At 59.8% G+C, this 21,669-nt stretch carries 21 protein-coding genes; 8 read left to right on the top strand and 13 right to left on the bottom strand.

The window, feature by feature from the left end:
- Positions 1-23: 23 nt before the first annotated feature.
- From AC1D06_RS26950 to AC1D06_RS26925, 6 genes are all read right to left on the bottom strand, one after another.
- A complete protein-coding gene (locus AC1D06_RS26950; protein WP_477877495.1) occupies positions 24-1,196 on the bottom strand; it encodes an ABC transporter permease in 1,173 nt (390 codons plus the stop codon).
- Positions 1,193-2,191 carry an ABC transporter permease gene (locus AC1D06_RS26945; protein ID WP_477877494.1) on the bottom strand — a complete coding sequence of 333 codons (999 nt, stop codon included), beginning with the start codon at positions 2,189-2,191 and terminating at the stop codon, positions 1,193-1,195. Before AC1D06_RS26945 ends, AC1D06_RS26950 begins: the two co-directional genes overlap by 4 nt.
- Positions 2,184-4,094: an ABC transporter substrate-binding protein gene (locus AC1D06_RS26940; RefSeq protein WP_477988857.1), complete on the bottom strand. Its 1,911-nt coding sequence runs from the start codon at positions 4,092-4,094 to the stop codon at positions 2,184-2,186. The genes AC1D06_RS26945 and AC1D06_RS26940 overlap by 8 nt, the downstream gene beginning before the upstream one ends.
- On the bottom strand, positions 4,091-6,013 hold the full coding sequence (locus AC1D06_RS26935) for an ABC transporter ATP-binding protein (protein ID WP_477988855.1): 1,923 nt from the start codon (positions 6,011-6,013) through the stop codon (positions 4,091-4,093). The genes AC1D06_RS26940 and AC1D06_RS26935 overlap by 4 nt, the downstream gene beginning before the upstream one ends.
- A gap of 114 nt (positions 6,014-6,127) precedes the next feature.
- Positions 6,128-7,102 carry a polysaccharide lyase family 20 protein gene (locus AC1D06_RS26930; RefSeq protein WP_477988854.1) on the bottom strand — a complete coding sequence of 325 codons (975 nt, stop codon included), beginning with the start codon at positions 7,100-7,102 and terminating at the stop codon, positions 6,128-6,130.
- On the bottom strand, positions 7,099-8,445 hold the full coding sequence (locus AC1D06_RS26925) for an adenylate/guanylate cyclase domain-containing protein (protein WP_477877490.1): 1,347 nt from the start codon (positions 8,443-8,445) through the stop codon (positions 7,099-7,101). The genes AC1D06_RS26930 and AC1D06_RS26925 overlap by 4 nt, the downstream gene beginning before the upstream one ends.
- 219 nt (positions 8,446-8,664) lie before the next feature.
- On the opposite strand from AC1D06_RS26925, the gene AC1D06_RS26920 reads away from it, so the two are divergent.
- Positions 8,665-10,002, top strand: coding sequence for a nucleotide sugar dehydrogenase (locus AC1D06_RS26920; protein ID WP_477988853.1), 1,338 nt, complete (start codon positions 8,665-8,667; stop codon positions 10,000-10,002).
- A gap of 3 nt (positions 10,003-10,005) precedes the next feature.
- Here AC1D06_RS26920 and AC1D06_RS26915 read toward each other — a convergent pair whose 3' ends face one another.
- Together AC1D06_RS26915 and AC1D06_RS26910 are read right to left on the bottom strand one after the other, a co-directional pair.
- On the bottom strand, positions 10,006-11,187 hold the full coding sequence (locus AC1D06_RS26915) for a DUF3095 domain-containing protein (protein WP_477988852.1): 1,182 nt from the start codon (positions 11,185-11,187) through the stop codon (positions 10,006-10,008).
- A 67-nt stretch (positions 11,188-11,254) separates the two neighbouring features.
- On the bottom strand, positions 11,255-12,097 hold the full coding sequence (locus AC1D06_RS26910; protein ID WP_477988851.1) for an FkbM family methyltransferase: 843 nt from the start codon (positions 12,095-12,097) through the stop codon (positions 11,255-11,257).
- Between the two features lie 131 nt (positions 12,098-12,228).
- Here AC1D06_RS26910 and AC1D06_RS26905 point away from each other — a divergent pair, with 131 nt between their 5' ends.
- A complete protein-coding gene (locus AC1D06_RS26905; protein ID WP_477877486.1) occupies positions 12,229-12,708 on the top strand; it encodes a class I SAM-dependent methyltransferase in 480 nt (159 codons plus the stop codon).
- 133 nt (positions 12,709-12,841) lie between these two features.
- Here AC1D06_RS26905 and minE read toward each other — a convergent pair whose 3' ends face one another.
- The 5 genes from minE to AC1D06_RS26880 form a co-directional block, all read right to left on the bottom strand.
- Entirely contained in the window at positions 12,842-13,105 is a 264-nt protein-coding gene (gene minE, locus AC1D06_RS26900) for a cell division topological specificity factor MinE (protein ID WP_477988849.1), read from the bottom strand.
- The gene (gene minD, locus AC1D06_RS26895) at positions 13,102-13,917 is read right to left on the bottom strand and encodes a septum site-determining protein MinD (RefSeq protein ID WP_477877484.1); all 816 of its coding nucleotides are present in this window, start codon (positions 13,915-13,917) and stop codon (positions 13,102-13,104) included. The genes minE and minD overlap by 4 nt, the downstream gene beginning before the upstream one ends.
- A 28-nt stretch (positions 13,918-13,945) precedes the next feature.
- Complete coding sequence (gene minC / locus AC1D06_RS26890; protein WP_477988848.1) at positions 13,946-14,722, bottom strand: septum site-determining protein MinC; 777 nt, start codon at positions 14,720-14,722, stop codon at positions 13,946-13,948.
- Positions 14,723-15,041: 319 nt separating this feature from the next.
- Positions 15,042-15,482, bottom strand: a complete 441-nt coding sequence (locus AC1D06_RS26885; protein WP_477988846.1) for a hypothetical protein — start codon at positions 15,480-15,482, stop codon at positions 15,042-15,044.
- Positions 15,483-15,531: 49 nt separating this feature from the next.
- Complete coding sequence (locus AC1D06_RS26880) at positions 15,532-16,461, bottom strand: lytic transglycosylase domain-containing protein (protein ID WP_477877482.1); 930 nt, start codon at positions 16,459-16,461, stop codon at positions 15,532-15,534.
- 310 nt (positions 16,462-16,771) lie between these two features.
- Between AC1D06_RS26880 and AC1D06_RS26875 the strand changes: the two genes are divergently transcribed.
- The 6 genes from AC1D06_RS26875 to AC1D06_RS26850 all read left to right on the top strand — a co-directional run.
- Positions 16,772-16,993: a hypothetical protein gene (locus AC1D06_RS26875; RefSeq protein WP_477877481.1), complete on the top strand. Its 222-nt coding sequence runs from the start codon at positions 16,772-16,774 to the stop codon at positions 16,991-16,993.
- A gap of 229 nt (positions 16,994-17,222) precedes the next feature.
- The gene (locus tag AC1D06_RS26870; RefSeq protein WP_477988844.1) at positions 17,223-18,236 is read left to right on the top strand and encodes a KpsF/GutQ family sugar-phosphate isomerase; all 1,014 of its coding nucleotides are present in this window, start codon (positions 17,223-17,225) and stop codon (positions 18,234-18,236) included.
- A 174-nt stretch (positions 18,237-18,410) separates the two neighbouring features.
- Positions 18,411-19,109 carry a glycosyltransferase gene (locus AC1D06_RS26865; RefSeq protein WP_477988842.1) on the top strand — a complete coding sequence of 233 codons (699 nt, stop codon included), beginning with the start codon at positions 18,411-18,413 and terminating at the stop codon, positions 19,107-19,109.
- A gap of 13 nt (positions 19,110-19,122) precedes the next feature.
- A complete protein-coding gene (locus AC1D06_RS26860) occupies positions 19,123-20,268 on the top strand; it encodes an NAD-dependent epimerase/dehydratase family protein (protein ID WP_477988841.1) in 1,146 nt (381 codons plus the stop codon).
- Positions 20,269-20,389: 121 nt separating this feature from the next.
- Positions 20,390-21,058 carry a hypothetical protein gene (locus tag AC1D06_RS26855; protein WP_477988839.1) on the top strand — a complete coding sequence of 223 codons (669 nt, stop codon included), beginning with the start codon at positions 20,390-20,392 and terminating at the stop codon, positions 21,056-21,058.
- 26 nt (positions 21,059-21,084) lie between these two features.
- Positions 21,085-21,669, top strand: a 585-nt coding sequence (locus AC1D06_RS26850; protein ID WP_477988837.1) for a GSCFA domain-containing protein, incomplete at its 3' end; no start/stop codon positions are given.

The following is a 21,669-nucleotide window of genomic DNA, read 5'->3' as shown; positions in this document are numbered from 1 at the left end:
TCTTCTGCATGTCACTCACCTGTTCACTTGTAGGGATCGGCGGCATCGCGGAGGCCGTCGCCGAGGAAGTTGAAGGCCAGGATGACCAGGATGACTGGAATGATCGGGAACAGCAGCCAGGGATAAAAAGCGATGACACTGACGCTACGCGCCTCGGTCAGCAGGATGCCCCAGCTGGTGATCGGCGGCCTAAGGCCTAACCCAAGGAAGCTCAATGCGGTTTCGCCGAGGATCATGCCGGGAACCGTCATCGTCGCCGAGGCGATCAGATGCGACATGAAGCCGGGAATCAGGTGCCGGCCGATGATGCGCGGCGCCTTTGCGCCCATCAGCTGCGCGGCGAGCACATAGTCCTCCTCGCGCAACGCCAGCAGCTTCGAGCGCACGGCGCGGGCCAGCCCCGTCCAGTCCAGGAGGCCCAGGATGGCTGTTATTCCGAGATAGATCAGCATCGGGCTCCATGTGACCGGCATGATCGCCGCCAGCGCCATCCAGAGCGGGATGCTGGGGATCGACTGCAGCACTTCGATAATGCGTTGTACGATCAAATCGAAGACGCCACCGTGATAGCCGGCCAATCCGCCGATCACAATGCCGAGAGAAAAGCTGATCAGAATACCGATAATGCCGATGGTCAGCGAAATGCGGGCGCCGTAAAGGATACGCGACAGCACGTCACGGCCCAGCCGGTCGCTGCCGAGCAGGAAAAGCTGGCCACCCTTGGTCGGACAAACGAGATGGAAATCACCCTCGACAAGACCCCAGAACCTGTATTTGTCGCCATGGCAGAAGAAGCGCAGCGGCTGGACCTCGGCTGTATCGGCATAGACCCGCCGGAGATTGTCCATGTCCAGCGTCATTTTGCGGCCGTAGACGTAGGGGCCGACAAACACGCCCTTGTCGAAGAAATGCACCCGCTGCGGCGGCGCATAGATGAAATCGACGTTGCGGGTATGCAGATTGTAGGGTGCAAGCAATTCGACGATGACGATCATCGTGTAAAGCAGCGCCAGGAAGATGCCGGAGACAACCGCCAGCTTGTGCGATTTGAATTTCCACCAGGTAAGCTTCAGCTGCGAGGCGCGATAGATACGATTCTGCTCGTCCGTCATCACCTCGACCGAATGCGGGTCGAAAGGTGCGGTGGAGACATAGTGCGGGAGAGGAGCGCCCGAAGCCGGCAAGGATGAACTCATTTGGTGCTCCCGCCCTGCAGCCGGATACGCGGATCCAGGAGCGCCAGCGCAATATCGGAAATCAGAACGCCGATCACCGTCAGGAAGGCCAGGAACATCAGGAATGAGCCGGCCAGGTACATGTCCTGGCTCTGCAGAGCCTTGATCAACATGGGACCGGTCGTCTCAAGCGAGAGCACGATTGCGGTGATTTCGGCGCCGGAGATGATCGCCGGGAGGATGGAGCCGATATCGGAGATGAAGAAATTCAACGACATGCGCAGCGGATATTTGACCAGGGTCTTGAAAGGATGCAGGCCTTTGGCGCGAGCGGTGACGACATATTGCTTCTGCAGTTCGTCGAGCAGGTTGGCGCGCAGGCGGCGGATCATGCTGGCGGTGCCGCCGGTGCCGACGATCAGCACCGGAATCCAGAGATGGGCGAGGATCGATTTCGCTTTGTCCCAACTCATCGGCTCGGCCAGATATTTCTGGTCCATGAGATGGCCGATCGAGGTGCCGAACCAGATATTGGCGAAATACATGAGGATCAACGCAAACATGAAATTTGGAATGGCGATGCCGAGCAGGCCCATGAAGGTCAACCCATAGTCTGTCCAGCTATATTGGTGCGTCGCCGAATAGATGCCGATCGGAAAGGCCAGCAGCCAGGTGAAGATGATAGTGAAGAAGGACACCATCACGGTGAGCCACAGCCGATCGCCGACCACCTTGCTGACGGGGAGCTGATATTCGAAGGAATAGCCGAAATCGCCATGCAGCATGCCGGCGACCCAGTAGAAATAACGCACGACCTCGGGCTTGTCGAAGCCGTATTCGGCCTTGAGGTCGTTGATCTCCTGCATGTCGACGGTTTCGCCCTGGGCCTGCAGGTCGGCGACATAGCTTTCGAAATAATCGCCAGGCGGCAATTCGATGATGGTGAAGACCAGCGCCGAAATGATGACAAGCGTCGGGATCATCACCAGGATGCGCCAGAGGATATATCTAAGCACGTGCGTCCCCCTCGCCGTACCAGAATGCATCAGGCATGTAGACACCCAGATAACAGGTCGGATCGAAGCCGAACAAGGCCTGGTCCGGAACGTTGCGCAGCCGCGACGACCGGAGGATCGGCTGGTGCGTGGCGTTGACGATACCGATCGAAAACACCTGCTGCGTGTAGATTTCGAGCATTTTCGACCAGATCGGCTCGCGCTCGGCCTTGTCATGGGTATGCCGCCAGGCCTGGAGCAGATCCACCAGTTGCTGCGCTTCCGGAAGCTCCGGAGCCACGCCCTTCATACCGTTGGACATGTAATGCATGCCCCAGACAGGCCATTGCAGCTGATCGTCGGCGGTCGGCGCGAGCTCGCCCGGATTCATGTCCGCAGTCGGTACGCCATTGTCCAGCCCCGACCACATGGTCATCATGATCGTGCCGCCCATCGCCCGGCTGCGGAAAATGTCGCGCTGCGACGTGCGGATGAAGAGCTTTATGCCGACCTGCAGCCAATGATCGGTGATCAGCTCCAGCACATCGGTTTCCAGCGTGCTCTCGCCTGCGGTCTCGACGACGATCTGCAGGATGCGACCATCGGATAGCAAGCGGATACCGTCATCGTCGCGCTTGTCGAGGCCGAGTTCATCGAGCAGCTTGTTTGCCTGCGCCGGATCGTGGGCAGCCCAGGCCTTGCTGTATTCCGGCTTGTAGAGCGGGCTCTCGGGCAGGATGGAGTCGGCACTGTCCTTGACCAGACCGTAGAACACCGCCTTGTTGATCTCCGTGCGGTCGATGGCAAGCGACAGCGCTCGACGGAAGCGGACATCGCGCAGCAGCGTACGCCAGGCCGGATCACCAAAGTTCAGGTTCGGCAGCAGGTTGACGCGCGAGCCTTGCGTCTTCTTCCATAGCGAGACCTTGACCGGAAAGCGCTTCTCGGCGTCCTTGAGGAAGGCGTAATCGCTAAAATCGATGCCGGTGTATTGCAAATCGCTCTCGCCGGCGCCGGTCTTGGCACTGATGATCTCCGACGAGGACGTGTTCAGAATGACCTCATCGACATAGGGCAATTGCAGGCCGTTCTCGTCGACGCGGTGGAAATAGGGATTGCGCACGAAGACGAATTGTTCCGCCGGCGGCGCGGTGGTGTTGCGCCAGGGATCGAGCGTCGGCAGATCCGGATTTTCGGGCCGATAGCTGCGCGACATTTTCACATGCAGCTCCGTCCATTTGCGGGCGCTGTATTCCTTCATCAGCGCCGAGAGGCGGAAAGGGTCCTGGTAGCTCTTGTGGAACTGCTTGAGATAGGCCGCCGGCATGACGATGGCGAGCGGCTGGGGTGCGGCCAGCCGTGGCAGGAAATCCGGATTGGGCGCATCCCAGCTATAGCGGACGGTGTAGGTGCTGATCACCTCGAAGCGCGGCGGCTTCTGGTCCACGAGCAGCTCGCGCGGCAGACCACCCTTGCGAATCTCCTTGTTGAGAATGACGTCCTGCCAGCAGTAGCGGAAATCCTCGGCGGTCAGATAGCTGCCGTCCGACCAGCGGTGGCCTGGGCGAATGTGGAAGGTAAAAATGCGGTCCTCGACCGTTTCGAAGCTTTCGAGAATGTCCGCATGCAGGTTAAGCTTTTCATCGAAGCCGACGAGCCTGGCATAGCCGCTGATCGTCATCAGGCGGATATCCTTCTGGCCGCCGATAATCGTGCGGATCGAGCCGCCATACTGGCCCGGTTTACGTCCAAGCGAGGCCAGGTCGATAATGCGCGGAACCTGCGGCAGGCGTTTATCGAGCGGTGGCAGGCGCCCGCCTGCAATGTCGTCTTTGAAGTAGTCCGGCTCGCGCAGCGCTGCCCGGGCCAATCCGGGCACAAATGTCGAGGCGAGCATGCCGAGCACGGTACGGCGCTTGATCACGACTGCAGCTCCCGCATATCCACCGCCTTGCGGGCAAGCACCAGATGGCCGTCACCGAGATCGGCCGGGGCCAGTACGTCCTCCTCCCCGTCCTCGTCGCGGAATGCCGGGCTCCAGGCACGCTTGTCGGCTGCGCCCTTGGTGTTGAGTATCGAGAAATCGAGCGGCCGGTCCAGATCCGGAAATGGGACGGCGGCGAGCAGTGCCTTGGTATAGGGATGGACCGGCGACTGCATCAGCGCGTGGCGCGGCGCGATCTCGACAATCCGGCCGGCACACATGACGGCAATACGGTCGGCCATATAGTCGACCACGGCGAGATTGTGGGAAATGAAGAGATAGGTGAGACCGAGTTCCGACTGCAAGTCCTTGAGCAGGTTGAGAATCTGCGCCTGGACCGACACATCGAGCGCCGACACCGGCTCATCGAGCAGCATCAGTTCCGGCCCGAGCGCGAGCGCGCGGGCGATGCCGATGCGCTGCCGCTGACCACCGGAGAGACCATGCGGATAGCGGTTGAGATAACGATCGCCGAGCCCCACGGCCTGGATCAGCGCCGAGACCTTCGCCCTGCGCGACCTGGCATCGCCGCGGCCGTGGATTTCCAGCGGTTCGGCAACGATGTTCTGGATCGTCATGCGTGGCGACAGCGACGAAACCGGGTCCTGGAAGACCATCTGGACCTTTGCCCGCAGCATGTCGAGCTCGCGGCCTTCCGCTGACAGGAGGTCGATCGTGCCATCGGTGCCATGGAACTTGACGGAGCCGGAATCCGGCTTGAAGGCGCGCATCAGGATCTTGCTGAGCGTGGTCTTGCCGCAACCGCTCTCGCCAACCAGACCGAGACATTCGCCACGCCGGACGTCGAAGCTGACATGGTTGACAGCCCTCACCGGCGGCCCGCTGTCCTTCTTGAACCAACTCGATTTGCGGATCTTGAAGGCCTTGACGATGTCGCGGACCTCCAGCAGCACGTCCGTATCGGTGCGCGGCTTGATGCGCTGCTTTTCCAGCAGCGTGCCGACATTGACGGGAACGTCGCGCAATGCCTTCAGCCGCTCTCCCGGCTGCATGTCGAAATGCGGCACGGCCTTCATCAAGCCCTTGAGATAGGGATGTTCGGGTTTGCGGAAGATGTCGCTGACTGTGCCGGCTTCCATGATCTCGCCGTGGTAGATGACCACGACCTCGTCGGCGACATTGGCGACGACGCCGAGATCGTGCGTGATCAGCAGCATCGCCATGTTGAGCTGGCCCTGCAGGTCGCGAAGCAATCGCAGGATTTGCGCCTGGATCGTGACGTCGAGCGCCGTGGTCGGCTCGTCGGCGATCAGCAGCGCCGGCCGGCAGATCAGCGCCATGGCGATCATGGCGCGCTGACGCATGCCGCCCGAAAGCTCGAACGGATACATGTCGAAGCCGCGCGACGGCTTGGGAAAGCCGACCATGGCCAGCATCTCTTCGGTGCGGGCGCGCCGCTCGGCCTTGTCATAGTTGGCATGGATCGCCAGCACTTCGGAAATCTGGTTGCCTATCGTGTGCAGCGGCGACAGCGAGGTCATCGGCTCCTGGAAGATCATGCCCATGCGGCTGCCGCGCAGAGCCCGGATTTCCGGCCCGTCGCGCTTCAGTTGGAGCAGGTCGACTGGACCTTCTTTCGAAGTGACATCGTTGAACAGGATCCGGCCATTGGCGGTCGCAATCCGCGGCAGGATGCCCATCACGGCCTGGCTGATCACCGACTTGCCGGAACCGGACTCGCCCACAAGCGCCGTGACTTTGCCAGGCAGCACGCGCAGGTCCGCCCGCTTGACGGCCTGGATCTGGCCACCGAGCAGCGAAAAAGCGATGCTGAGGTTCTCGATCCTCAACAGATCCGTTTCCGGAATGGCGCCCAAAGGCTTCCCCTGTTTTTTCATTTTTGACGTCCCGGCTAAACGCTAGCGCACGCGCGGCAGCCTGTCCACGCCCCAGGCGTCTAACTTTGAAGGATCACGCCAAAATGACACTGGTCAGGGAATATGGAAGTCCGATCAATCCGATGTGTCGACCAATGCACAGGCCGCCGCATCGCCCAGCACGTCGCGACAGTCGGCGCTGCGACGGAAATCGTCATAGTAGAGCGACCATTCCGTCGTTCCCGCGGCACGGTAGGGGCCGAACTTGAAATACTGGTTGGGGCCAAGCGGCGGGTCATCGTGGCCGATATGCCCCTTGATCGTCTTCACCCATTTGCCGTTGGCGAAGATTTCGACGCGACCGTCGCCATGCGGACCTGGCTTGGTCATGATGGCGAAATCGATCCAGCCGGAAGCCGGGCTCGGCAGCGGATTACCACGATCGATAACGGAGATCTTGTCGGTGCAAGCACTGAAGAGGGCACCGTCTTCCGGCACCCAATTGTCATCCGCGGCGACGAGCGCCCGCATCTGGTTGGTATCCGGCCGCATCCAGACGGGTGTCAGCCCTGCCCCGCATTGGGCCGGCGTCCCTTTCTGACCGGCGGCGACCGGTGCGTGGAAATTGGTCTCGATGGTGACGAAGAGCTTGCCGTTCTTCATCCGCAAAGCAAGGTACGGGCTGAAATCGCCGGGCGCGCCGGGATCGATCTCGCGCTTCCACTGGGCGATCAGGTAGCGGTGGTCGTCCTGGGGGATCGGATCGGCGAATTTGACGGCAAATCCATACCAGACGGCCTTGTCATAAGGGACGCGCAGGGAAGGCTTTTCCCAGATTTCCGCCCGCTCGCTGCAGCCGTCCGGAGTGACGCCGCAATGCGGCCGGATGGTCAGCTTCAGCGCACCCTTGCCGGAAAAGGCGACATCCTTCTGAAATTCGACGGTACCGGCGCGCTGCTCGCTCGTTTCCTTATAGTAAAGACCACCGTCAGGCGAGAAATCCGCGCCTTCAAAGCCGTCATAGAGCTTGGTATCCCAGGAATCGGCAAGGGCCGGCTCGGCTGGCAACATGGCGACAAGAAGTGCTGCCGCGGCAAACTCACGCGTCATTGCAGCATATTCCCACCGGCCTTCTCAGTATTCTGCTCGCGGGAATTGCGGTAAAGAAGCATGACATGCTCCGCCTCGGAGCGGACATCGAGACCGTCGCTTTCCGCCGCCTCGACACTGGTCATGGTCATATTGCTCTCACCCGGAATCAGCACGGTCACCTTCTCCTCGACGCCACGCAGCTTCTTTTCCCCTAGCGTGACCCAATCGCCGCCGCAATAGGTGGCAAAGGCCTGGCTGGCAATGACCGGGTGGTTGAAGGTCTTGGTCAGTCCCTGCAGGCGCGCCACTTCGTTGACGGCGCCGCCAAAGGCGGAGAAGGTAAGGCGGTCCTTGAGCCCGACATTGCCGAACATGACATTGCCGACATGCAGGCCGATGCCGAAGCGGATTTCGCCGAGCGCGTTGCGGGTGCGTGCCTCGTTCATCTCGGCGATCCGTGCCGAGGCCTGGCGCACGGCCGCCATGGCCGCGCGGGTGGCGACTTGCGAGGGCTCACGGTGCCGGCCGCAGGGATAGACGGCGAGGAAGCCGTCGCCCATGAAGCTCAGGATCTCGCCGCCATTGCGGTTGAAGGGTGCCGCAATCGCGTCGAAGAACTCGTTGAGCGTGTCGATATAGATCTGCCGTCCCGACTTCTCGGCCAGCATGGTCGATTGGCGCATGTCGGCCATGACCAGTGCGGCGCGGATCGTCTCGCCGTCGCCGCGACGTACCTGGCCCGAGAGCACGCGTTTTCCCGCATTGCCGCCGAGATAGGTGGTGACCATGTTGTCTGCCAGTTTCGACAGCACGGCCATCTTGGCCGCGACGGCAAGATCGTTCTGTATCTTCAGCAGCGCGCCGATCACATCGTCGTTGAAGCCGCCGAGCGCATCTGTCGACCACGAGCCGATCATGCCGCGGGTCGTGCCTTCGCCGAAGGATTCGACAAAGGCGAGATAATCGGTCGCACCCATCTCCTTGAGGTCGTCGAAAATGCTGAATTCCGACGGCGTCAGCACATCGATGCGGCGCCGCAGATGCTGGAGATTGTGGCTGAGCAGATAGAAATACGGGCTTTTGAGGAACCGGCTGGTGTTTTCCTCGCTGGAATTGGCACGGAACCCTTCGACGCTGACGCCTTGGCCGCGAATCCAGGTGAATCCCAGCGCATCATAGAGCGGATGCAGCATCGAGAAGCTCAGGTGGACGCGAATCAGCGGAATGCCGGATGCCGCCAAGCGTTCGCAGAGGCCCTGAACCAGGGTCTCCAGACTTTCGCCCTTGAGGGCAGATTGCTGAAGCCAGGTCGACACACGGTCGATCAGCGTTTCCGAGACATTGATCCGGGGAAGTAACATCTATTCTCTGGTCTTTCTGATAACCGGCCACTTCAGATGCGACGCGACCGGACACCGCCTCTCCGCGCATATTTTGCGTCGAACCAGCTACAATATAGTACGAGTTTGCTGCAGCGCCAGATTTGCAAATGTAAAGTTTCTCAAAGCTTCATATTGACGGAATGAATGCCAGCCTGACATCAAGGCGGCAATTCCGCCCGAACTCCGAAGGCCAAGCCATTGACAGCCGATCCCGCCCACAAGACCCTTCTCGACAGCATTTCCGCCCGCACGGCACGCGCCGGCGTCATCGGCCTCGGCTATGTCGGCCTGCCGCTGGCGATCGCCATCGCACGCGCCGGCTTCAAGGTTACCGGTTTCGACATCGATCCCGGCAAGATCGTCAGGATCGAGGCCGGCCAGTCCTATATCGAGGCGGTGTCCGACGCTGCGCTGATGCGGGAGACCGAGGGCGGACGGTTCACCGCCACGACGGATTTCGCCCAGCTTGGTGCCTGCGACATCATCGTCATCTGCGTGCCGACGCCGCTGACCCGGCATCGCGATCCGGACCTCAGCTTCGTCGTCAAGACTAGCGAATCGATCGGCGCGGCATTGCGACGCGGCCAGCTCGTCGTGCTGGAATCGACCACCTATCCCGGCACGACCGACGACGTGGTGCGGCCGATCCTCGAACGGACCGGACTGAAATGCGGCACGGATTTCTTCCTCGGCTTTTCGCCGGAGCGGGAAGATCCGGGCAACCGCGATTTCGAGACATCGAGCATTCCGAAGATCGTCGCCGGCGATGGGCCGGAGGCGTCGGCGCTGATGACGGCGTTCTACTCGGCTGTCGTCAAGACTGTAGTGCCGGTTTCCTCGACGGCGACGGCGGAAGCTGTGAAGCTGACGGAAAACATTTTTCGCGCCGTCAATATCGCGCTCGTCAACGAACTCAAGGTCGTCTACGAGGCGATGGGCATCGACATCTGGGAAGTGGTCGACGCTGCCAAGACCAAGCCGTTCGGCTATATGCCCTTCTATCCAGGACCGGGTCTCGGCGGCCATTGCATCCCGATCGATCCGTTCTACCTCACCTGGAAATCGCGCGAATACGAGCTACCAACCCGGTTTATCGAACTGGCCGGCGAGATCAATTCGGCTATGCCGCGACATGTGGTCGACCGACTTGCCGAAGCGCTGGACGTCCGGTCCGGCAAGGCACTCAGCCGATCGAAAGTGCTGGTGATCGGGCTCGCCTACAAGAAGAATGTCCCGGATATCCGCGAGAGCCCATCGCTGAAACTGATCGAACTCATCGAAGCGCGCGGCGGCTCTGCCGCCTATCATGATCCGCATGTCGCGATGGTGCCGCCGACACGGGAGTATAGCCATCTGGCCGGCCGGGCATCCGTGCCGCTGATGGAAGAAACCGTCCGCGGTTTCGATGCTGTATTGATCTCTACGGACCACGATGCGGTCGATTATGCGGCACTTGGCCGATGGTCGGCGCTGGTCGTGGACACCCGCAATGCCTTCGGCCGGCGCGGCATCCAGGGCGCTGTCGTCAAGGCTTGACGGTCACGACGTGATGGCAGCGACCTTTGGCGCCGCCTTGCCCTTGATATGGGTCGCGGCCAAGGCGTAGCCACCGGCGGCGCCGTCGATGAAATGCATGTGGTCGCGCCGCATCGGCGTCAGCACGAAACAGGTCATCAGCGCCGCATCTTGGCTGTGCAATCCGTAACGGCAGATACCCGCTTTGGCGGCTTCGGCGAGCCGCGCCTCGATCTTGGCATAGTTTTCGCGATTGACGTCGACCGTCATCTTGAGGCCGTCGTCGAACTTGCGGAAATCGCTGTTGGCGGCGACATCGCGCTTGTAGCGCTTGGGCTCGAAATCGCCGAGCTTGATGTTGAAGCGGTCGAGGAACTGGCCGAGATAATATTGGGAAAGGATCCAGGCCTTCTGCTTGAAGCGCCGGTCTCTCGGCGATGAAGCACGCGCCTCCCAGTCAAGTGCCTTGGTTGTCAGTTTTGCCTGTGGCGGGCCGTCCTGGGGAATTGGATGGCCGCCGCGATCCTGCATGGCGACGATCGTGACGAGATCGGCGATCAATGCAGAAAAGGCTGCCTGATCGCTCTTCTCGCCAGGTACGGCAATGATCGAGACGATCTCTCCGTGTCTTGACGGGATCGGCGCCCAGCGGCAGGAGAGGCCTGTCAGGTCCGGCCGGGCGCCTGGCGGTGCAGGCTCGACCAGATAGCGGCCCTGCTTCATCTGCGATTCCGCCCAGGCCGCCCCACCGCCAGCGAACATGGCGAAGGCGGCGAATTCGCTGACTCTGAGGCGCGCGACCATGATATCGAAGCCGGCGGCGCGGATATCCCTCAGCGGCACGATCGCCGCACGCATTCCCAGGCCCATTTCCTCGGTCACCCAAGTGCGCACGGCGGCAACTTCGGCCCGCGCCTTGTCGATGCCAGCTGGCGGGATCGCCACCAGCGCGCCGTCGCCGCCGAAGACAAAGGGTAGGTCTGCATGGTCGAGAGCGTTGAGCACAGCGGAAATGATGCTGGCGCCGGACATGTTGACCTGCTTGTAATTGCCGGCAGCGATCGCACCCGTCGAGTTGACGATATCGCCGGTCACCAGCGCCCAGTCATCCGGCAAAGGGCGATAGTTGGCAGTGTCCGTCACCCCTTCGAAGGCGGTGAAGTCCGGGACGTCGGCGAAGAATGTGTTGGTGCTCGCATCGGCCATGCAGTGCTTTTACCACATTGCGGCGGACGATGCGATGACGCTGCAAAGCGCCGCGCAAATATTCAGCTTAGGGCAGCAACAGCACGTCGAGCTGTTGATCGCCGATAGGGATATCCCGCACCTTGCACGGCGTCGGCACATCCTCGAAGAACGTAATGCAATCCTCGTAGAATTCCGCCAGTTGCGCAACGAAGGCGGCCGCTTGTTCTGCACCGTAAAATTCCGGTGAGAATTCCGTATAGATCGGGACCCGCAGGGCGAGCAGCTCGCGCATGCCGCGGATGGCGACGGGCTCGTAACCTTCGATATCCATCCAGACGAGACCGATTTCCTTGGCAGAAACGCCTTCTTCTGCGAGAATCTGCCACACCGGTTTGACCGGAACGCTGATCTTCTGGTGATCCGGGCTGGGCCTGATGGCGCTGCGGCCATGATTGGTCGGGTGGAGGTAAAAATCGATCTCGCCAGCCGCTTCGCCAGCCGCACAGGCAACGGCAGTCACCTTATCCGAAAAGCCGTTCTGGGCGATGTTGGTCAGCAGCAGCGGAAAATTGCGCGGATCGGGTTCGACGGTCAGGATGCGATCGAAGGCGCCCGTCAGGCCGAAATAGACCGTATGGGTGCCGATATTGCCGCCGAGTTCGAGCAGCACCTTGCCCTCCATCGGCATGCCTCGCGCCCGCATCAGGTCGACCAGGCGCTCGGCATGGTCGCGGTCGAAATGGCCTTTGACGAAGACGCTGCGGCCAATGTAGTCGGCAGGCGAGAAGGTGATGACATGGTCGCCGAGGTCGACGGTCATCGTCCGGACGTGATCGCCGATATTGCGGATCAGCCAGTTGCGGCCGGCGCGGGTTTCGAGAAACCGACGGGCAGGCCGGCTGCGGAAGATACGGGGAGCGCGGGTCACTCTGCCACCTCGGAATGTCGACAGTTTTGCCTTCTGGCAGAGCGGGGACAGCCTGTCCAGCGCGGGTCGACTTCCGCGCCTGGCCTGTGTAATCAAAAGCTCACCGCAGCAGCAGAAAGAATCATGCGCTCATGAGCCGCCTCGACAGTTTCATCCGCCGCCTTTCGGCCCAGCGCGATATCCTCAACGCCATCCGTGACGAAGTGGCGGCCAGCGAGGGGCCGATCCTGGAATTCGGCCTCGGCAACGGTCGCACCTATGATCATCTGCGCGAATTGTTCGGCGGACATCGGATCGTCGCCTTCGATCGCGAGGCCCGTTCCTTTGCCGCCTCGACGCCAGAGATGAACAATCTCGTGCTTGGCGAGATCAGGGAAACCTCGGCCGCCTATCTCGGTACAGGCGCCGCGCTGGCGCATGCCGATATCGGCACCGGTCACGACGATCTCGATGCGATCACGCTCACCTGGCTGCCGCAGGTGATGGCGGGCGTCACCCGCTCGGGTGGGTTTGCAGTCAGCGGCCTGCCGCTCGACCATCCGGATCTGATCGCCCTTCCCGTGCCCTCGACCGTGCCGGTCGATCGCTATTTTCTCTATCGCCGCCGTTGAACATAAGGCGAAAATGAAACGGGCTTAGCCGGTCTCCCAAGCCAAGCCCGCCCCGTCCCCGTCCTAAACTTCATTGCATGTCGTCCGACAGTGGTTCCCGGCTTCGGGACAAACACATGCAGAAAACAAGTCCTCAGGCCGCGTGAACCATGGCATCCTTCGGGATTTCGACGTCGATTTCGAGCATCGAGACATTGGTGTCGCGGTCAAGCTTGACTTGCACCTTGTCGGTGTCGATCTGCACATGCTTGGCGATCACTGCCAGGATTTCCTCGCGCAGCAGCGCCACCAGGTCGGACTGGCCGGCCGACGAGCGCTCATGGGCAAGAAGCACCTGCAGCCGCTCGCGCGCCATGGGCGCAGACCGCTGCCGAGTGAAGATATTCAGTATGTTCATGCAGCCCTCCGACCAAAAATCTTGCCGAACAGCCCCTTCTTTTCGCCGGGAATGACGATCGGGATGTTTTCGCCGGATAGGCGGCGTGCGGCATCAAAATAGGCAAGCGCAGGTGCGCAGCGGCCATCGGCCAAGGTCACTGGCGCGCCGAGATTGGAAGCGCGCAGCACATCGGTGCTTTCCGGCACGATGCCGATCAAGGGGATCGACAGGATCTCCAGCACGTCATCGACCTTCAACATATCGCCACGCTCGGCGCGAATCGGATCGTAGCGTGTGAGGAGCAGGTATTTCTCTACCCGCTCGCCCTGCTCGGCCTTCAGCGTCTTGGCGTCGAGCAGGCCGATGATGCGATCGGAGTCGCGCACGGACGAGACTTCCGGGTTGGTCACGACTACGGCAAGATCGGCATGGCGCATGGCCAGCGTGGCACCGCGCTCGATGCCCGCCGGGCTGTCGCAAATGATCCAGTCGAAAAAGCGCTTGAGCTCGTTCATCACCCAATCGACGCCTTCCTGGGTGAGCGCGTCCTTGTCGCGGGTCTGCGACGCCGGCAGGAGGAAGAGCGTTTCCAGCCGCTTGTCGCGGATCAGCGCCTGCGGCAGCTTGGCATCACCCTGGATAACGTTGACCAGATCGTAGACGACCCGCCGCTCGGCACCCATGACAAGATCGAGATTGCGCAGGCCGACATCGAAATCGACGACGACGACTTTCTTTCCCCCTAGCGCCAGCGCTGCTCCCAGCGCCGCTGTGGTGGTCGTCTTGCCAACCCCGCCTTTGCCCGACGTCACTACGATGACTTGCCCCATCGATCGCTCTCCTTCGTTTGAATTCATTTCAAGTCAGTTTCTGCGCGCGAATCGCGTCGCCATCGAGCCAGAGATGCACCGCCTGGCCAAGAAGATCCGGGGACATCTCGTCCGCGGTCGTGTAAATTCCGTCGATCGCCAGCAACTCGGCTTCGAGCTTGCGGCAGAAGATGCGCGCCGAGGCATTGCCGAGCGTGCCGGCAAGCGCGCGGCCCCGCAGGGTGCCATAGATATGCACCGAACCGCCGGCGATGATTTCCGCCCCCGATGCCACCGAACCGATCACGGTCACGTCGCCTTCCGGAAAGATCACCGACTGGCCGGACCGCACAGGCTCGCGGATCACCATGGATTGCGGCTGAGCCCGCTCGATCGGCGCGTCTATCCTGACCGCCGGAAGCTGCGCCACTTCGATTTCAGGCTTCGGCTGCTCGACTGCGGTCTCTGTGGCTGGCGCTGCATCCGCAGCTGGCTCGCTCGGCGTGATCTCGAAATCCGAAGCCGGCTTGCCGCCGCGCATCGCCGGCGGCATGCCCGGTCCGAGCCAGGACGGCCGCGCACCTTCGAGGCCCATGACACGGACATTGCGCTTCACAAGCTCGTCGATCAGCGCCTTCAGCTTCTTACGGTCGATATCAAGGTCCGTGACGTCGAGCACGACCGGACGCTCGAGAAAGAAGCCCGCAGAGCGCCTGGCGAGATCGTCGAGCTGCACCAGCCAATCCTCGAAGGGAAGTTCCGGCGACAGGACAACGGCCAGGAAGGAGCGACCCTTGATACGGATGGAGCGGGCGTCTGTAAGCACTTCGTCATCTCGGTTAATTTTGAGTAAACAAGCTAGTCCGGCGGTAGTTAAGAAAGTCTTAAGATTTGTTCCCTGCCCGAAGCTGGAGCGAAACATGCCGGAGGCGGAAAAAAATGATAGCCGGCTGTGCGGTTTCGCCGTCACTTTGGAAAACCCGAACTGCGCCTGCGTCCGTCTATGAGGTGGGGATGCGCTTATGACGCCGCTTTGGCGAATGATATCGGAGTGACGGTCGAAAGCAGCAGACAGACGATCAACGGCTGTCGATCGGTTCTTGCAATCCAAGTCGAGCGGTCTTTGCCGCTAACTGCGTTCACATTCAGAATGTCGCCCGACGCTGATCTGACCGCCTTGCAGGTTTTCCATCTTCCGAATCCACGACATAGACCAAGCCCGGCTCGACGATCCATTCGCCATGTTCAAGGGAGAAGACGTCGTAGCGACCGTTGACGTCGCGCAGCGCGATGCCGACAAAGCGATAGCGCAGCCCCTCCGCGTCGATGGCAATTTCTCGGATGGGCCGGTCGGAAAGGTAGCCGACAATGGCGCCCCGAAATTCCAGGCCCGCCAGAATGTAATATTCCACCGGAAAATTCCGGCTCACCTTATGCGCCGGATGAAATCCGATCGCTTTTGCTTTGCTTTGCATGAACATGGCATTTCCCGTTGGCTCGGCCTCGTTACACGCGGGTATTCCGTGCCTATTGGCGGATTCCTGTTCGCCTGCGGAAATTCGATGGCGAAAGCTGCTGCCGGTCATAAGGATTACGTCAAGGGATTGTTCCATCCCGGCGCTGACTGGAGACCTGCTAGTTCTTAACCACTGCGCAGGCGACGCCTTTCCTCAGGATGGCATCGCAGAGATCATTGGCCTCCTTTCGTGTTGCCCGGCCGATTCTCGCTGCATATTTCGGGCGCATGCCGATCGGACGCGGCCTTTGCACCACGATGAGCGCGCGCTCGCCGTTGAGCGGCTCCGGCAGCGTCGCGATCTTCTGCAGGAAGATACGGCCGGCAATGTTCGGATCGAAATTCGCCGACAGCTGAACGCCCCACGGCGCCCAATCCGCGGACTGGATAAGGACCGGCTCGCGCAGGCGCCGCTTCACCGCCAGTTGAATGCAGCCGTCGAGGAAGGTCAGCGCCGGATCGAGAGACGCTGCTGCGGTCTTCGGGGGATCGTCCCGCCAGGTCTCGACCGCATGCCCCGTGACGGCAAAGACATAGTCGCGTGTCTCGATCGGCAGCCGATTTTTGACGAGAAAATTGCTCAATCCATCTTCGCCGGCATTATAGGCGGCGGCGGCGAAGCCAAGATTGCCGAACCGGGTGCGCAGTTCGTTCAGGTAGCGGGACGAGGCATCCAGCGCCTGCACGACGTCAAAACTGTTGGCCAGGCCGCGCAGCCTCGCCGTCCCAGGCATGAATTGCGCAATCCCTTCCGCGCCCTTGGGACTGACAGCATCCGCCCGGAAAAGGCTCTCGCGCCAGATGAGGCGGGCGAAATATTCGGCAGGAAGATTCTGCTCGACGGCAAAGCGCTCGATGGCGCGACATACATCTTCATCATAGCTCGCGGAGCGGATGCAAATCTGCGGCATGCCTGGGGCGGCTGGGCGTTCGAAAAGGCACATCTTGTCCTTCTCGGCAATGACCGGGTCCGACGCCGCGGGTGGCGAAGACGCTACCTGCAACATGGAGATCGTGATAAACAAAGAGATGAGCCTACGCAGCGCCATCGCTCTGTCCACCTCCGCTGTTGCGATCACGTTATATGACAGTTAGATATGGCGCCAAGATGGCCGGCTAACCGTCGTCGGCGTCCGCCGATCCATGCGGAGATGGCGCGGCGGTGGGATGGAAAAAACGAAATGGATCAATGATACGGCTGGTATTGTTATCCGTGTCTTTCATGCCAGCATAAATCGCACGGCATGGGGACGTTCCGACGCCCCACGCCGCGAAGCCAAGCGAACGGCCGCCAGCGGAACTTGCAGCCGCAGCCGGTGTTTCCCGGCAAAGGAAGCAGATAGACGGGAGTGAAAAGCCATGAACAATGATCGCCCCATCCGCATCGACGATTTGCACGACGTCATCGACCAGAAAATATCAGCCCTGATCCGCGATATGGCGACGCAATGGTCGGCCGAGGAAGTGATCCTGGCTATCGACGATGTCATCAAAGCGCGCTGGCTCGGCAAAATTCGTGCTGGTGAGGTGTCTTCCGACAAAATGTCGAAAGACTTCATTTCCGACGGCAACGAAGGTTGATTCTGGTCTTCCTGGCGAAACTCTGTGCTGAGAAACTGCCCCCGAACAGGTGGCGCGCACTTACAATGAGCAACCGTGGATGATTTGCCCTTCGCCTTGGCGATCCGGTCTTCAGATGCTCGTTGGTACGAACCTGGAGATGACAAACCGGTGCAAAGACCCAATTGTTGTTGCACCAGCGGCGGGAATCCTTATGTTACCTCAATCCAGCAACAACGTGGCAACCAGAATGGTCGGTTTCTCCATCGCCCTCGACGGGCAATCGCACGACTATAGTGATTATGACGACGGCAAAGACTCCGTCCTTGAGACGGCAAAGCGCGTCATAAAGACGGAAGAGCGTGCGCTGAGAACGTTGTCGGAAAACATCCCCGATGACTTCTACGCCGTGGTCCGTGTCATCCTGTCGCTCAAAGGTCGCGTGATTCTCTCCGGCATAGGCAAGTCCGGGCACATCGCCAGGAAGATTGCGGCAACGCTGTCATCCACCGGCACACCGTCCTTTTTCGTTCATCCGGCCGAAGCCAGCCATGGCGATTTGGGCAATATTACCGAGCAGGACGTGTGTATATTGATATCGAATTCCGGCGAAACGTCGGAATTGTCTGACATCATTGCTCACACGCGTCGCTTTAAAATCTGCCTGATCGCGATCTCCAGCGGACGTCAGAGCACGTTGGCGCTGGCGTCGGACTACAAGCTGTTTCTACCCCCGGCCGCCGAAGCTTGCATCATCGGCATGGCGCCGACGACAACCACGACCATGACGCTTGCACTCGGCGACGCCTTGGCCGTGGCGCTGATGGAGCAGAGGCAATTCGCCGAAGAACACTTCCGCGCTTTTCACCCGGGAGGCCGATTGGGGGCGCGTCTGGCGACTGTCAGGCAAATCATGAGAGGTGATGAATCCTTGCCGCTTGTATCGCCTGAGCAACCGATGAGCGACACTATTCTTGAAATGACCCGTAAGGGCTTCGGCGTCGCTGGGCTGGTGGAAGACGAAAAGCTCACCGGCATCATCACCGATGGCGACCTCCGTCGGCACATGGATGGGCTGATGACCAAAACCGCGAGAGAGGTGGCAACCCCATCGCCAACGATCGTGCTGCCGTCAATGCTTGCCGTTGAAGCTGTCACATTGATGAATCAGAAGAAGATTCATATGGTTTTCGTCGTCGAAGAGAACATGGTGCCGATCGGGATCTTGCATATCCACGACTGTCTGCGGGCAGGTGTCGTCTGACGTCGGTGGAAAAAGGTTGCGATCCGCGACGCTTTTTTCCAACACCGTCTTTGACATTTGAACGCATGGCGTTATGCAACCTACGGCGATCACCAATGGTGGACATCACGGTCATCGGCCATTGAATGTGCCGGCCGATGATGTTTGCACCGGAAGCGAAATGGGACTGATGGCATGAGTGAACATCTCAAGATTTATGTTGGATATGACAGCCGCGAGGATATCGCCTGGCAGGTGTGCCGGCATTCGATATTGAGGCATTGCGACCAGCCGGTCGAGATTTATCCGCTGAAGCAGGACACCCTGCGTGAGCTCGGGCTCTATACACGCGGTGCGGACAACGCGACGACGGAATTCTCCATAACGCGCTTCCTCACCCCCTATCTGGGCGCACACGACGGCTGGTCGATCTTCGTCGATTGCGATTTTCTGTTCACGCGCGACGTTTACGACGTTCTGCAGCATGCCAGCCGCGACAAGGCGGTCTTCGTCGTGCAGCACGACTATACGCCTGCCAATATGATCAAGATGGACGGCAAGCAGCAGACCGTCTATCCGCGCAAGAACTGGTCGTCGTTCATCCTGTTCAACAATGCCCATCCAGAGGTCAAGGCGCTGACGCCTGAAATCGTCAACGCGGCAGCGCCGGCATTCCTGCATCGCTTCCAATGGCTGTCCAACGACAATCTGGTCGGCTCGCTGCCGCTCGACTGGAATTTTCTTGAAGGCGAATATCCGCTGCGAAACGACGTGCCAGCCGCAATCCATTACACCAACGGTGGACCGTGGTTTGAAGACTGGCAGAATGTGGGATATGCGGATCTCTGGATTTCCGAGCGGAATATGTATCTAGCGGCCGAAGCGGCGCAGTGAAAGCCGTTCAGACATGAAGACTGTGCTGGTCACCGGCGGCGCCGGGTTTATCGGATCCCATCTGGCGCCTTTGCTTGCGAAACGAGGCCATCGTGTAAGGGTTCTCGACACGCTCTCGCCGCAAATTCATGGAGCGCTGCCCAGCAGCGCTCTCGATTGGCTGATGTCGACACCCGGCGTCGAGTTTCACCGAGGCTCCGTCACCAGCGAACGTGACCTGGAAGCCGCACTCAAGGACGTCGAAACCGTCGTTCACCTGTCTTCGGAAACAGGAACGGCGCAATCGATGTACGAGATCGATCATTATTGCCATGAGAATGTCCAGGGCACAGCGCGTCTCATGCATCTCATCGTCAACGGCCGCGCACCGAGCGTGCGCCGGGTGCTGCTCTCATCCTCGCGATCGGTCTATGGTGAGGGCGCCTATGTAGAGGCAGATTCGATCGATGGCGCGCACGTCGTCCCCCTGCCGAGAACCGCGGAAGCGTTGAAAGCGCATCGTTGGGACCCTGTCAGCGCCAAGACCGGGGCTGCTCTTAAAGCAGTTCCGACACGCGAGGACGACGCCACGGCACCCGCTTCCATCTATGCCGCGACCAAGCTGATGCAGGAAGACCTTGTTCGCATCGGCTGCAGCAGCGCCGGGCTGGACTATGCGATCCTGCGTCTGCAAAATGTCTATGGCGAAGGGCAGTCGCTCAACAACCCCTATACCGGGATTTTGTCGATATTTTCGACCCGGATTCGCCGTGGTATAGAGCTGCCGATCTTTGAGGACGGGCTCGAAAGCCGGGACTTTGTCCATGTCGCAGACGTGGCGGCGGCATTTGCGGCGGCCTTGGAAGTATCGGTCTCAGCTAACTGCGTCATCAATGTCGGATCGGGAATCGGCACACCAGTCGCCGAAGTCGCAGCGGTGCTTTGCCGCGCTTTCGATGCTCCGGTGAATACGCGCGTGACCGGCCAATTTCGCCTCGGCGACATCCGCCACAATATCGCTGACATAAGCCGGTTAAAAGAGCGACTGAATGTTGTTCCGCAGGTCACGCTTGCGGAGGGCATGAAACGCTTTGCCACCTGGGTCGGCGAGCAGCCTTTGCCGAATGACCGGCTCGAGGAAGCGAACCGCGAGCTGATCAAGCGCAATATGATGGGATGAGGTGGTTGCTCGTCGGAGCCGTGTAGTTGGAAGAGAGATATGGTACTACAGGGAACCAAGCAAGCTGAGACTGATGATGGCGCGACGAAGAATACTGATTGTAGGAAATAGTCATTCTCAAATGCTATCAGCAGCGTTGAGCAAACAAGGAGATTTGGACGTCACCGATCAGCCGGACTTCAAAGTCATGTGGCTAAAGAAAGGCGAGAAATTCGGTGACGCGACTCTTCCCGAGATTGAAGCTGAGGTGCGAGAATTAAATGAAAGCGATCTCCTAGCCATCACATTTCTAGGCACGAAGCACAATATACTTGCACTTTTTCGCCATGATCAACCCTATCGCGTTTACGATCCGCGCCACGCGGAGCTTTTTGAGACAAGCGTGGGAGAAGTGTTGCCCCTATCGACGTTAACGGCGACAATCCGAGAGGTTGTCCAGCGTGACGCCACCGTTGCTCGACTAAAGAAGCTGGCGCGCTGCCGCGTTGTTCATTTCCCCCCTCCTCCACCTAAATTTAGCTCCGGAGGCGATGGAAAGCATATCAAGATTTCCGAAACCGAGACAACGTTTCGAGAGTTTGAGGATCCTTTCAAACGCCTGTTGATCTACAACTTGGAGCAGAAACTTACTGACGAGTATTTGAAAACAATCGGAGTCGATACTTGCCGGCCGCCCAAAGAGACGATTGACGAAAACGGTTTTCTGTTGCGAGAATTCCAAGCTTCAGATGCAACACACGCGAACTTCAGATATGGCGCCTCGATGCTGCGGTGCTTGGCAAAGCTTTAACGGAATTGCGGAAGAGAGGAATTTGCATGGCCGGAACCGCTCATCCTTACCGAACAATGCCAGACAGGAGCTTTTGGAAACGTTCCGTCGTTGCACCCGTGATGGAAAATGTCGACCCAATTGGCCGGTTTGACCTGAAAATCAATGCTGCAACATCTGTAGCGACTGCCGGGAGCTGTTTTGCCCAGCATATCGCTCGACATCTGAGAAAGAACGGCTTCAACTACTATGTCGCGGAACCGGGTCATCCCCTGATTCCAAGCAACATACGCGCGGAGCATAACTACGGCACATTTTCGGCCCGCTATGGAAACATTTACACCGCACTGCAGCTACGGCAACTGGTAGAGAGGGTTCAGAATGCCTTCCGGCCTTCGGAAACGCCGTGGATCGATCGAGACGGTTCAGTGCGCGATCCCTTTCGACCAACCATTCAACCTGGAAATTTCGCGTCCGTAGCGGAAATGCACGCCGATCGGCATGCTCATCTGGCGGCCGTGAAGAAGATGTTCGAAACCCTCGATGTCTTTGTTTTCACGTTGGGTTTGACGGAATGCTGGAGATCGCGCGAGGATGGCGCCGTATTTCCACTATGCCCCGGGGTAGACGGC

This window comes from Rhizobium sp. P2_G2, from assembly GCF_056403555.1.
The sequence above is the reverse complement of the archived record's forward strand: the minus strand, read 5'-3'. Positions and strand labels throughout refer to the sequence as shown.

Bases quoted from the DNA above. Each gene is read 5' to 3' on its own strand.
- AC1D06_RS26950 (WP_477877495.1), bottom strand. From the start codon at position 1,196: ATGAGTTCATCCTTGCCGGCTTCGGGCGCTCCTCTCCCGCACTATGTC.
- AC1D06_RS26935 (WP_477988855.1), bottom strand. From the start codon at position 6,013: ATGAAAAAACAGGGGAAGCCTTTGGGCGCCATTCCGGAAACGGATCTG.
- AC1D06_RS26930 (WP_477988854.1), bottom strand. From the start codon at position 7,102: ATGACGCGTGAGTTTGCCGCGGCAGCACTTCTTGTCGCCATGTTGCCA.
- AC1D06_RS26925 (WP_477877490.1), bottom strand. From the start codon at position 8,445: ATGTTACTTCCCCGGATCAATGTCTCGGAAACGCTGATCGACCGTGTG.
- AC1D06_RS26915 (WP_477988852.1), bottom strand. From the start codon at position 11,187: ATGGCCGATGCGAGCACCAACACATTCTTCGCCGACGTCCCGGACTTC.
- AC1D06_RS26905 (WP_477877486.1), top strand. From the start codon at position 12,229: ATGAGCCGCCTCGACAGTTTCATCCGCCGCCTTTCGGCCCAGCGCGAT.
- minE (WP_477988849.1), bottom strand. From the start codon at position 13,105: ATGAACATACTGAATATCTTCACTCGGCAGCGGTCTGCGCCCATGGCG.
- minD (WP_477877484.1), bottom strand. From the start codon at position 13,917: ATGGGGCAAGTCATCGTAGTGACGTCGGGCAAAGGCGGGGTTGGCAAG.
- AC1D06_RS26885 (WP_477988846.1), bottom strand. From the start codon at position 15,482: ATGACCGGCAGCAGCTTTCGCCATCGAATTTCCGCAGGCGAACAGGAA.
- AC1D06_RS26880 (WP_477877482.1), bottom strand. From the start codon at position 16,461: ATGGCGCTGCGTAGGCTCATCTCTTTGTTTATCACGATCTCCATGTTG.
- AC1D06_RS26875 (WP_477877481.1), top strand. From the start codon at position 16,772: ATGAACAATGATCGCCCCATCCGCATCGACGATTTGCACGACGTCATC.
- AC1D06_RS26870 (WP_477988844.1), top strand. From the start codon at position 17,223: ATGGTCGGTTTCTCCATCGCCCTCGACGGGCAATCGCACGACTATAGT.
- AC1D06_RS26865 (WP_477988842.1), top strand. From the start codon at position 18,411: ATGAGTGAACATCTCAAGATTTATGTTGGATATGACAGCCGCGAGGAT.
- AC1D06_RS26860 (WP_477988841.1), top strand. From the start codon at position 19,123: ATGAAGACTGTGCTGGTCACCGGCGGCGCCGGGTTTATCGGATCCCAT.
- AC1D06_RS26855 (WP_477988839.1), top strand. From the start codon at position 20,390: ATGCTATCAGCAGCGTTGAGCAAACAAGGAGATTTGGACGTCACCGAT.